This is a genomic window from Bacillus sp. C-3-6 (assembly GCF_054509685.1).
In genome coordinates this window covers 2,536,880-2,549,349 of sequence record NZ_CM137247.1, presented here as the reverse complement: position 1 = coordinate 2,549,349, position 12,470 = coordinate 2,536,880, and the positions used below count along the sequence as shown (strand labels likewise).

The window sequence follows — 12,470 nt, the reverse complement described above, 5'->3', positions numbered from 1 at the left end:
TTACAGTGCAAAACGAAATACACACATGTCAAGTTTGTAGTGTTGACATAAAAATTGTAAACTGGCTTATGCCTCGTATTTATCATATTTTATATCCAATATTCCTAAGCTTCTGTATTCTAGAATGTTTTTACTACAACTATTCATTTTTTCTTTGCAGGAACAACTGTGATAACATCTCCTTTATCATTTAAAGTCAGAGAATGTAGAAATTATAGCTAGCTATTGATATGCTATCTACTACGTACTGGAGCGCAACCTATCTGATAGGTGAATGATTCATGTGAAAAAGGAAACGCTACCAGTTCTATAGCACCTCCTTTTTATTTAATAAGTTAGACAGAAAGAATAGAAATAATGTTTTTCCTGTTTCACTATCCTTTTGTTTGTAAATGAACTGAGTTTTGAAAAACTATCCTATATAGTATGAATCGGGTATAGACATTAAATAATAGAATAGGGCACCTATTACTCCACAAGTAAAAATAGTAAATCCCATATTTCTTATGCCTTTAATTTTTGACCACAATCCAATAAATCCTGCTATTAACCCACTTAAAGAGAATAGTGAAAAGTTGGAAACGGGTGTAAGAAGAAATTCCGCATTAATCCCTGTCCCCCAACAAACAATAGGTAACACGACAAGGGTAAGACAAAGTAATCCCATTACACTTACAAGTAATTTAAGATATTTGATACCTGCAATAATTAAATAGATTCCACCTATAAATCCACATAACCAGTAAATTGGCATAAAGTAAATCCAAAGAAAATGCAAGATGATCATATGTAATTTCCTCCTATTTATTTTCGCTCATTGTAGTTCTGGTTATTTGATGTTCTGAATTCGTTGCTAATTTATTAAGTTGATTTAGCGTTTCTTCTAAATCAATCGAATTAAACCAACGGTAATCCTGTCTGTCTAGAATACGATAATGCTGACTAATTAGATTTTGTTGTAAGCGAAAGTTCCCTTTTTCTTGAATCTGCTTCCACCAGACTTTTCCTCCCAATGTTTTTTCTTTGAAGTTGTTAGTGCTATTGTGGGCCATTGTTTCGATTACTACTAATGGATCATCCCCAAGAGTATTCTGTAAAACTTCACTATCTCTAAACAATGCACAAATAGCAACAGTGTTGGTCCAACCTGCATTCGTTCTCCCTTTCTCAATTTGAACAAGCGTTTTTTTTGATATGCCGAGAACTTCAGCCATTTTATCTTGTGTATATCTTTTTTCAGTGCGTATTAACTTTATTTTCATTGAAATAAGTTCAATTGCATGCTCCTTATTCACTTTACTTCCCCCTCAAAAGTAACTAATGTATTATTTAGTGTAATTTTACACTTTAATCAATTCATTTTCAACTCAATCCTCCTTAAATCTTGTAAGAAATAATTGGATAAGTCATAAAAAAGGCATTCCACAGTTATATATGAGAAGGTAGCTCGACCATCGATTTCTAACCTCGATGGAGATATGTCGAGATCACATTTCATTTTAATTAAATAAAAAACCCGTGAATAATTCACGGGTTTTACTTTAATAACTAATTGCTATTGTACCTTCACCTGCATGAACCGCAAATGAAATTGGTAATGGATATAATTTGAAATCCATTTCAGGGAATGCTTGTCTAATATCTGCAATCCATTCCTCGGCTCCATCTTTATCATTAGCATGGAACATGTGAAGTACTTTTGGTAATTCTTTTTCAAGTTCATTTTTAATATATTCTCGACATTTTTGGATTTTACGAACTTTCTTTTCAAGTAAAAGCTCTCCACCTTTTACTTCTAATATTAAGTTAACACTTAATAAACTTCCAAGTAAAAATTGAATGCCCTTTACACGACCACTTGCATAAAGGCCTTTTAAACTTTTCGGGAATACGTGGAAAGGTCTTCTTTTTTCATCTACTAATGTTTTGTGTATATCTTGTAAAGTCATACCATCATTGTATAACGATTTCGCTTTTCTAATTAGTTCATCCATTGGATAACTTGTTGTTTCACTGTCTAATACCGTTAATGGAAAACCTGCCATTTCTGCAGCTAGCTTCATATTTTGATAGGTTCCACTTACTTTTCCGCTAATAGCAACTGCAAATCCTTCTTCATATTCTTCTTTGCATTTCGTAAATAACTCTACCATTTCCCCAATATTAGGTTGTGAAGTAGTGACTGTTTTACCTTCGTTTAACGCATTATAAACACGTTCACGTACACCTTCTTCACAATCTTTGTACGAAATTCCATCAATAATAACTTCGATTGGGATAACAAAGTTATCTCCTTCTGTTTTTAAATTCGCAGTTGTACTATCAGTAATCCAAGCAACACGCTTCATGTTGTTCCTCCCTTAATTCAATTCCTCTTTTCTAATTTTTCTATATATTTATGTTATAAAAAGAGAATATCCCTGTAATAGTAACAGGACTTTATTGTTTTGGCTATAGTAGATGTATATTAAATGTGACTATTTCTTGTCTATTTCACAAATAAAAAAGAAAATCAAGGAATTTGCTCGATTTTCTTCTTATCATATACTATTTAAAATTTTCATTATCTAAAATTACAACATAATCATTCGTTAATCTTCCAGCTTCTTTTGTATAACTAACAAGCCTTTGTATATTATCACAGCAAATTTTTGCTCCCCATACGAGTAACGGTACGCCAATAAAATCGATATGGAACCTTCTAGAAAACAGACCACCAAAAGTCATTGGTAAAGGTACAGTTGGTGATGTATTAGAAAAAATAATTTTTTCATGACTTTGATAATGTTTTTGCAAGATTTCTCCTAAATGCTTCATCGCAGGTACAACAACTTTTGATGCGCCACATCCAATCGTATATACAGGATGACCATGTTCATCAATTCCATGAAAAATAATTTTTCCCATATCTTCTGTTTTCAATTTATTAAAGTAATCTACATTCAAAATTTCTTCTTTCGTTAACTTACGATCCGTTGGTAATTTATTCAAATGATACGCTGCAGCAAGTGAAGTTGTATGAGTACCGCCGAAGTCTGTGTAAATGTATATCATATTATCATCCCTTGTTGTAAAAGTTCAATGTTAATTAGTATTACCGTTCTTAGCAATGTTAAACAAGGGATGAATGTATTTACGCTTTTTGTGTTAATTCATTATATTTTTTCCAAATATAATAACGTCTACTAATCACGGTGCCTAATGTAATACATAAAAAGGCGTTTGTTACAACCATTAATGTCTGGTGTGTACTACCAGAAAACATACTTTGTTTAATTATAATTTTTGCTCCTAAAATAATAAGAAGGATTATTGTACTTACCCAATTTCCTTTTCGGAGTACATGACCTGTTTCACTATCTACTCGAAATGTTAAAGCTCTTCCTCGTATAATTCCAAGACCTAAGCCGATTCCAAGCATTACAACAAACAGTAGTCCTTGCAGCAAAGTTATTTGTCCCATATGAATAATGGACTGGATTGTTACAAAGCACAATAAAGCCGGAATGAGCCAAATACGGTTTATTTTCACTTTTCGTTCTTTACTTTGCATCAAAACAATAATAAGAACAACAAGTAAAATATCCATTTAGAATCCTCCTATAAACTTGTTTATCTTTAAAGATTATATTCTCCTCTTTTCATTCCATACTTGAAATACGATAGCTACTTTCAATTGTAAGATGGGGAATGTGATTCCTCATCAGCCTTAAGCATTATTTTTAAAAATAAAAAGACGTACAATTAAAAAGTACGTCTTCAATAATTTTATTAATATATTCATAACCTCGTTTAAATTTTTATTTATCAACTAATTTTATACCTTTAGAATTAGTTTTATCTAACACTCGAATGATACATTTATTAGCCATTTTTAAAAAGATTTTATAAATACAATATCCCAAAATAGAACCTAGAACGTTACAGATTACATCATCAATATCAGTAATACGTCCCACTCCACTAAATAAAGACTGAATTAATTGTAGCAATTCAATACTAACTGATATAGTAAATCCCAATAAAATAGTATTTTTGAACTTTTTATATTTATCCCATAAAATTGGTGCTAAAAATCCTAAAGGCATTAATAATAAAATATTCCCGCCTACATTTCTTACAATAAGACCAATCATAAATAGGGCATCCCCATCATAAGCACTACCAATTTGATTGATGTCTTTAATAATTGATGCAAATGGAATTATATTGACCGAGCGATTCAGATTTTCAATATTAGAAGGAAAACCGATTGGTAAAGGGAATAAAGTTACTGCAACAACCATACAAATGTAGACCAAGAATAAAAAACTTATTATTTCTTTCCACCAAATCATATGTTTTTTATTTTTTGTACCAATTAATATTCCACGTACAATTAAATAACAAATAACCCCTAAAATAATAAACAAACTACCGTTGATCATATACAAATTGTTAACACATCCTTTCATATGAATTAATAATTTAAATTTACAATTATATAGTAATGTTTTTTAATTTAAAAATCCATATAAGCATATGTAATTGTGCAGAATTACAAAAACCCCTTATTTAATAAATAAAGGGTTCCTCGTTAACTAAAATATTTTTCAGAACAGAAACAATCATAAACCCGTTTAAATTATTTTCGTATCTCTTCTTTTATATCCATATAATTAAAAAGCTCTTTCTATTTCTGTCATTAATTTTTCAGGTCCTGCCCCTTTATTCGATGGAATAACTAAAGTGATTCCTAATTCTGGATATATGGCCGAGCGAAAACTGACGCCTGGATCATATCCCATTACATGATATTTGAATACCTTGTTTTCTCGTGTTTCAATCCATATTCCATATCCGTAAGACTGTTTATCATTTACATGAATGTGGGGAGTTAAAAGTAACTTTGTATATTCCTTTCCTAAAATTTCATTATTAAATAGTGCCGCCCAAAATTTCAACATGTCTGGTGCAGTAACATATGCACCTCCATCAGCCCCTCCTTTTATTGGTATAGAGTAAGCGTTTGTTCTCCAATTTTGGTTGGTTTCGTCCTTTATATATCCTAGAGCTGTATGTCTTGGTAATTTATCTAACGAAAAATAGCCAGAATCATTCATGCCAATCGAATTAAAAATGTTTGTTTCTATATACTCCGTAAATTTAAGTCCCGTCTGTTCTTCTATTATTAATCCAAGTATGATAAAACCTGCGTTGTTGTAGTGAAACTTACTCCCAGGTGCAAACATCATATTACTGTTTTGGAATAATGGTAAAAAGTCTTTTAAGCTCTTTAATAGATACATAGGTGTTTGTTTCCAAAGATCCTCGAAGTTATCCATAATACTTTCATCAAAATAATCTGGTATACCAGAGCTATGCGTTAGTAGTTGATGTATTGTAATATCTTCATCGAAGTTTGGAAGTTTTATCTCTAGACAATCCTTTAATTTTGTATGAAAAGAAATAACACCTTTTTCAACAAGTTGACAGATTCCAATTGCAGTGAAAATTTTACATCCTGAGGCAATGCCGAATCTTGTTTGTATCGTATTGTTTATACATTCACTTTTGTTTGCGTAACCCATTGCTTTTTCATAGATTAAGTCTTTTGCTTTTTTTACTAAAACTACCCCAGAGAAATCTATTTTCTTTTGTATTTCTTTTACAATTTTATTAATTTCATCTTTTGTTTTTATCACGACACCCCCCCCTTGTCTTTCGGTATTGTTCTTTACCCTTATTAATTTTCCCATATAAAGGGGAAAGAACCCTTTTATTAAATACGATAAATTGTTAATGAGAACACAAAGTTCATTTCGAATGTATTCCACTATTTGTGGGCAGTAGGACCCCCATCTCAAAATTCAGCGAAAGCAAAGAAGTTTAGTGGGGACCCTGCTGCCCGTAAAAGCCCGATTGGTGAGGGCTGATAATCAGTGGGGGATGCCCCCTGATTAAGATTTCACTTTATTGATTCAGTAGAATACAACTTAGATTGTGATGGGAATAAAGTAAACACACACAAGACGATAGTAATAAATAACATGATCAATGAACCTACAATAACTACAAGTTGTATAGAAATGAACTGAGTCGCAACACCAGATAATATTGTAATAAAGATTGTTACTAACGCAATAACAAGTCCATAGATACTTCCGATCCGTCCCATTATATGAACGGGAACGTTATTTTGGTAAAACGTATAAAATCCTGTATTTGCATATGCCATAGAGAAAGATAAAATAAAGAATCCAATAGCAGCTATTAAAAATATATTTGAAAAAGCATAAATTAAATAACCAATTGCGATGAATAATGATCCTATTCCAATTAGAAATGAATGTGCTAATTTCTTTGACAAAATTGTATTTGTTATGGCACCTAAAATAAATCCTGCACCAGCTATACTAACTAGAAAACCATATTCACTATCTGTTAGTAGTAATACCTCTTTCGCAAACGATAGTTCAAGTGAATCAGTAGCAGTTGCTAATACGAACATACTTTGAAATAAGAAATACACACATACGACATACACATGTTTTCTACTAAAATTTATAACAGTGTTCCAATCTTTTTTTAATACTGTAAGAGATAATGTATTACTTGTTGTATCCGAAGCTTCTTTCTTATCAAGATTAGGTAAAAGTAATGTAATGAATCCTGATAAGAGAAATGCTATAGCATTCATATATATAGCAAACTCTGGTGTACCTGCAATTAATAATCCCCCCGCTACTGCTGGTCCAATTAATGATGCACCAGATCCTATTAAAGTACGTAATGAGTTGAAACGTTGTCTTTGCTCTACTGGAATTAATTTCGTCATATACGTCATAGCAGTTGGCTCATAAATTGCACTGGCCATACTTATAAAGAATACGAATACATAAACAATCCAAAGTGACGGAAGTAAAGGTAAAATAGCGATAAATAACGCACGATATATATCGAGGTGAATCATTAATTTCCGTTTATTTAAACGATCAATCATACTCCCAGACCAAGCGTTTGTAAATAAAGTGGCTAATGGTTTTATTACATATAAAGTAGCAACAGCTAAGGCTGAGCCACCCATATTATAGACAAGTACATTCAGTGCTATTAAGTAAATCCATGCCCCTAAATTCGCAATACCAACTCCGGACAATAGTAATAAAGGATATTTCCAATCTTTAAGTAAATTTTTCATTTTTGGCCCCCGCTTTCAAAATTGTTTTACAACAATAAAAAAATCCCACCCCCAAGACTTTTAATCTTAGGGACGAGATTTATCATCGCGGTGCCACCCTAGTTTGTTAATATGTCACCATACTAACCTTATCAGGTACTGCATTCTAATTCATGCTTATACCATAGCTCTATAACGGGAGCTCCCGTCACACCATCCCCTAATAATAGGTTCCGATGTGCTGCTCAGAGGCTTGGTTCAATAAAGAATTTTTACTCCTTTTCAGCTACATGGAGCTCTCTGTGAAAAATTCATTTTATTTACTCTTCTCTTCACTGCATTTATTTTTTCCATATTATCACATATACATTTAACTGTAAATAAACAATAATCAGACATTTATATTTTCGTCATTTTTGCTTTACGACCAATTCGACATACGAAACGCATTAGCTTTTTATGAAGATAAGGAAATAAAGTAAAGAATACGTCCATCGTTTTTTTTAATGGCATTGGACAAATTACTAATTTATTTTTATGAATAGCTTTCAGTGCAATTTCAGCAAACTTGTCAGCTGAAATTGGCTTATTTGTTTTTAGTTGTTTTATAATTTGATTCTTATTCATATTAATTGCAATTGATTTTTCAAATATGGGTGTATCTACAAAAGTTGGACAAAGCACACTTACATTTACACCGTATTCTTCCGCCTCATAATGTAATGAAGTTGTTAAACCTACGATAGCATGTTTGGTTGTTGCATACGCGGTACAAAAGGGAGCTGGTCCTAAACCAGTTGCAGAAGCAGTATTAATGATATGACCAAATCCTTGTTTTTTCATGAATTGGTAAGCCAATTGTGTCCCGTAAATTACTCCTAATAAATTTATTTCAATAATATGTTTCCAATCATCCAAAGACATATCGAATACTTCTCCATACATAGCAATTCCTGCATTATTAAACATATAATCAATTCTACCAAACTCATTAACTATTTTTATAATAAGTTCTTCTACGGATCCAGCGTTAGTAACATCTAAATATTCGAACCTAGCTAGTTGATTATTATTTTTTATATTATTCACAAGGACTTGGCCACAAGTTTCATTAATATCAGCGATAATTACAAATATATCTTTATTTGCTAATTGAATGGCTAAAGCTTTACCAATACCAGAAGCGCCGCCAGTTATAATTGCGATTTTTTGCTCATCCATATAAATAACCTCCTGTTGTTTATGCATAAAATGAAAACGGACGAGTGTAAGGATTTGAACAATCGTTCTAATTCGCGTGTCACGCTACATAAATTTGTTTGAAATAGAGAGTAAAAAAATTTTAATAGCTTCTTCAAATAAAACTTCTAATTTCTCCATTTCAATTGAATGAATGAATTGACATAATCCACCTAGCCATGAACCTAATAAAAGGCATGAACCCTCAACATTTTTCATATAAAACTCACCACTTTTTATACCTTCATCTAAAATTTGTTGATATGCCTTTAAAGGGACAACAGCTAAACCATAAAGTTGTTGAACTGTAGAAGGATTCGTGCTCGGATCAGAGGCAAGTTCTTGCCCCGCTCTTAATAACGGCGTTTTGTAATTATAAAGTACAAATTTAGCCATTCCATATAATTTTTCAGTTGCGTTTGTATACTGTTTTTCTGCCATTTCCCATTTATCATGCCAGTTTTTCATACTGTCTTTAGCTAAATAAACAAATAATTCTTCTTTATTTTTATAATGATAATATATATGTCCTTTACTATAACCAGAGGCTTTAGCAATGTTATCAATGGAGGTTCTTGTATACCCTTTTAAGGAAAATAATTCTATCGCTTTTTCTGCTATTATTTCTTTGGCTAAATCACTATCATATCGTCTTTTATTCAATGTAGACTCCTTCCATCGTTTAATACAAAAATTGAACAATCGTTCTAATTTCAATATATGTAAGTTTTTTTTGTTTTAGTAACTGTTAAGTATTTTATTTATTATTTTTTCTAAAAAATACGGTGCGTGAAATTACTCATAAATTTTTAAAAAAGAACCTATTGGATATAGGTTCTTCAACAAGTTTGAATTAATTCGTATTCGCCTCTGTTAACGGTTGTAACGGCGGTTCTAATTCTAGTTCCAGTGTATCTCCTTCTTGTAAATTTTGTCCTTTTTCAATACTTTGGCTCGTTACATAACCTGTACCAGAAGTTTTCAAATCTAATTTCAAAAGCTTAGAGAAATACATAACATCACGCATGGACCAACCTTTTATATTTGGCATTTGTGCGTTATTCCCTAATAAAAATATACGATCCCCTTCACTCATGACCTCGCCAGACTGTGGATATTGTTTTATTATTTTTCCTTCTCCTAAAATTATTGGCTGTAGCTTCTCTTTTTCTACACTTTTCTCTGCTGTACCCATCGATTGATTTACATAATTTTGTACTTTTAATTGAGATTGCTTCGTTGCATCAGCTATTTGTTTTTCTGTATACGGTTTCACCTTTAAATATTCAAGGCTGTTTTTTATAACAGGTTTAAATATTTCAGCAAGAGGCTGAGCTCCATACTCATCTCCTTTTAACTTTGGCTGCTTAATAGCTAAGTATACGATTAACTCCGGATCATCAATTGGAGCCATTCCTAAAAAGGAGAAAATGTAATTCTCTTTCCCTTCCATATATCGGCCGTTTTCAGGATTCGGGATTTGTGCTGTTCCTGTTTTACCTCCAATTGGATAACCATCCACTTTATACATTGTACCAGTTCCTTTTGAAGATGTTATGACACGCTCCATTAAGCTTCTAACTTTGTCCGCTGTTTCTTTTTTTATCGGATTCCCAATTTCTTTCGGTTGATTTTCCATAATAACTTCTTTGTTTGTTGGATTTACAACTTTATCAACGATATATGGTTGCATCATTTTCCCGTCATTTGCTATAGCAGTAGCCGCTTGGATTAATTGAATCGGAGTTACTGTAGAACCTTGACCAAAAGAAGTTGTAACCTGTTGAATTTGTGTATTTAATAATAAAGTATTTTTCCTTTCTCCAGGTAAATCTATCCCTGTTTTTTGATTGAATCCAAATTTATTCATATATTGCTTAAATTTATTTGGTTTCAGTAACTGATCTTCTAAAATAGAAAAAGCTACGTTTGATGACCTTTCAAATCCTTCATCAAATGTAATTGATCCCCATCCAAATCCACCATTATGGTCTTTTATATCAGATGAACCAACGGAATATTTTCCAGATTGAAAATATTCTTTTCCGTTATATACACCTTCATTAATGGCAGCTGCTAACGTAAAAACTTTCATTGTTGAACCTGGTTCATATGCATTTGCAATCGGGTCATTTAAAAAGTATTCGATATCACCTACATTAGGATTGTAACTAGGTTTACTAGACATTGCTAACACCTTTCCTGTTTTTGGATCAGCAATAATGCCAATTAACATAGAAGGATCATAATGTTCTTGCGCTTTGTTCATCGCTTCTTCTAAAAAGCTATTAATTTGTTTATCAAGCGTTAAATATACGTTATTCCCATTTTTAGCTGGTTCTACTTTACCTATATCATTCGTAAGCGGAATCCCCCTTCGTGTACCCACATATTCTATATTCCCGTTTGTAGAGCGCAAATATTTATCCAAACTCTTTTCAAGCCCAAACTTCCCTTCCGTATTCCCTTTATCATCTGGTCTAGCAAAACCAAGTATATAGGATGCAAAGTCTTCATTTGGATACACTCTTGCTTTTTCCGACATAAAAGATACACCTGGTATTTTTAAATCATTAATTTTTTCCTTCTTTTCCCTAGATAAGTTCCGACCAATTTTCCCAATTTCAACTTGCGTACGCCCTTCATGAAAGTTTTTTAATACTTCTTCTTTATCAATTTCAAGCGCATCGGCTAATTGTTGTGCGGTTTCATCTTTATTTTTCACTTTATCTTTTCCTTTTAAATTCACAACAACTCGATATGTTGTAGAATCTTGTACTAACACCTTTCCGGTTTGATCATAGATAGTGCCACGATTCGCTTCTAAAACACCTTTTTTATTATGTTGTTCATTCGCGAGATCCTTTACATTCACATTATGCACGACTCCTACTGCCTGAATATAGAATATACGCAAAATCATAATAAGAAATAAAACAATAAAAGCAATCATCATATATCGAGCGCCTTTATTCGTTTGAAGTTTTTGCATATTTATCTCCTTTCTTTTTGGATTGATTTATACGAAGATATGGTTTGAAATTTGTAGTTTTTGTTTGCAATACTATATGTTTCGAAGTTTTCTTTTTAATTCCTTTAAAACAATGCGAAACTAACTATTGTTATTTTGTGTCTTTATTTTTTTATTTAAAATACGGTGCGTGAAATTTCTGAATATTCATTAATGAAACTTGAATGTATAGCACTCTACACTCTTTTCGTATTTACTATAAAAAGTTCCCCTCCGGATGTCCAAAGGGGAACTTTTTATAAGAAAATTACGCGATATGATTATATTTCGCTAAGAAAGGAATTCGTCTCGCTACTAATGCATACATTTTGAATACAAGTTTCGCTATTGGTTCAAACATACGTGTACTTTGCATTACTAAAGCGCTCGTAATAAGTGTTAAGAATGCTGCACCAAGTATATCTAAAGGATAATGAACACCTACGTACATACGTGATATACCGACTAACACTGCCCATAATAGCGCGATGTATTTCAGTTTTTCTCCTCTAAGAATAAATACGAAGGCGATTGAAAATACAAGTACAGAATGATCACTAACGAATGATGAATCTGCTGCATGTGGTACTAATTGATGTACATCATGTGATACGAACGGACGCGGATGGTAATATACCGCGTGTATAAGAACATTTACTAATAATGCAATAATAACCGAAAGCGTCGTATATAAAACTGTATATTGTTTTCTAATTGCTTTCTCTTTCTTTCCATTATTAAACCATAAGATAAGCATAAATAGAATGGCTACGTATGCAGCGCTATTTGTAATAGCAACCATTAGCGTATCTAATAGTTTGGATGAACCAGCAAAATTATTAAACCACTGAAATACTGTGTAATTCATTAAACTCTCTCCTTACATACAAGTGTTCTTGATTTACACAGTATACAATACCATTATGAAAATAGGCTTAAACTTTTTTCATCTAATTCTCATTTTACTATTACTCATGTGACAATTAAAAAACAAATTTTATACGCTATTTATGTATAAAGCCGGTAAGCCTTTATAATAAGGCGGTTCGTATTTTTTCTTGT

At 32.0% G+C, this 12,470-nt stretch carries 12 protein-coding genes and 1 other annotated feature; all 12 genes read right to left on the bottom strand.

Annotated elements, in window-relative coordinates; all coding sequences use genetic code 11:
- Positions 1 to 412: 412 nt before the first annotated feature.
- Positions 413 to 787: a hypothetical protein gene (locus ACW0JX_RS13040; RefSeq protein WP_000584709.1), complete on the bottom strand. Its 375-nt coding sequence runs from the start codon at positions 785 to 787 to the stop codon at positions 413 to 415.
- A gap of 13 nt (positions 788 to 800) precedes the next feature.
- The gene (locus ACW0JX_RS13035) at positions 801 to 1,295 is read right to left on the bottom strand and encodes a helix-turn-helix transcriptional regulator (RefSeq protein WP_089171151.1); all 495 of its coding nucleotides are present in this window, start codon (positions 1,293 to 1,295) and stop codon (positions 801 to 803) included.
- 246 nt (positions 1,296 to 1,541) lie between these two features.
- On the bottom strand, positions 1,542 to 2,348 hold the full coding sequence (locus ACW0JX_RS13030; protein WP_086387372.1) for a DegV family protein: 807 nt from the start codon (positions 2,346 to 2,348) through the stop codon (positions 1,542 to 1,544).
- A 199-nt stretch (positions 2,349 to 2,547) separates the two neighbouring features.
- Positions 2,548 to 3,054 carry a DUF3189 family protein gene (locus tag ACW0JX_RS13025; protein WP_089171150.1) on the bottom strand — a complete coding sequence of 169 codons (507 nt, stop codon included), beginning with the start codon at positions 3,052 to 3,054 and terminating at the stop codon, positions 2,548 to 2,550.
- Between the two features lie 79 nt (positions 3,055 to 3,133).
- Entirely contained in the window at positions 3,134 to 3,589 is a 456-nt protein-coding gene (locus tag ACW0JX_RS13020; protein WP_061660853.1) for a DUF1453 family protein, read from the bottom strand.
- Between the two features lie 211 nt (positions 3,590 to 3,800).
- Positions 3,801 to 4,433 (bottom strand): VanZ family protein, encoded by a 633-nt coding sequence (locus ACW0JX_RS13015; protein ID WP_459245762.1) that lies wholly within the window; start codon positions 4,431 to 4,433, stop codon positions 3,801 to 3,803.
- A gap of 225 nt (positions 4,434 to 4,658) precedes the next feature.
- The gene (locus ACW0JX_RS13010) at positions 4,659 to 5,684 is read right to left on the bottom strand and encodes a serine hydrolase domain-containing protein (protein ID WP_454484856.1); all 1,026 of its coding nucleotides are present in this window, start codon (positions 5,682 to 5,684) and stop codon (positions 4,659 to 4,661) included.
- Between the two features lie 263 nt (positions 5,685 to 5,947).
- A complete protein-coding gene (locus tag ACW0JX_RS13005) occupies positions 5,948 to 7,180 on the bottom strand; it encodes an MFS transporter (RefSeq protein ID WP_097822175.1) in 1,233 nt (410 codons plus the stop codon).
- A 65-nt stretch (positions 7,181 to 7,245) separates the two neighbouring features.
- Positions 7,246 to 7,504, bottom strand: a binding site (T-box leader).
- 54 nt (positions 7,505 to 7,558) lie between these two features.
- On the bottom strand, positions 7,559 to 8,380 hold the full coding sequence (locus ACW0JX_RS13000) for an SDR family NAD(P)-dependent oxidoreductase (RefSeq protein ID WP_089171147.1): 822 nt from the start codon (positions 8,378 to 8,380) through the stop codon (positions 7,559 to 7,561).
- Between the two features lie 84 nt (positions 8,381 to 8,464).
- Positions 8,465 to 9,061, bottom strand: a complete 597-nt coding sequence (locus ACW0JX_RS12995; protein ID WP_089171146.1) for a TetR family transcriptional regulator C-terminal domain-containing protein — start codon at positions 9,059 to 9,061, stop codon at positions 8,465 to 8,467.
- A gap of 190 nt (positions 9,062 to 9,251) precedes the next feature.
- A complete protein-coding gene (locus ACW0JX_RS12990) occupies positions 9,252 to 11,390 on the bottom strand; it encodes a penicillin-binding protein (RefSeq protein WP_089171145.1) in 2,139 nt (712 codons plus the stop codon).
- Between the two features lie 286 nt (positions 11,391 to 11,676).
- Positions 11,677 to 12,276: an undecaprenyl-diphosphatase gene (locus tag ACW0JX_RS12985; protein WP_016081416.1), complete on the bottom strand. Its 600-nt coding sequence runs from the start codon at positions 12,274 to 12,276 to the stop codon at positions 11,677 to 11,679.
- Between the last annotated feature and the right edge of the window lie 194 nt (positions 12,277 to 12,470).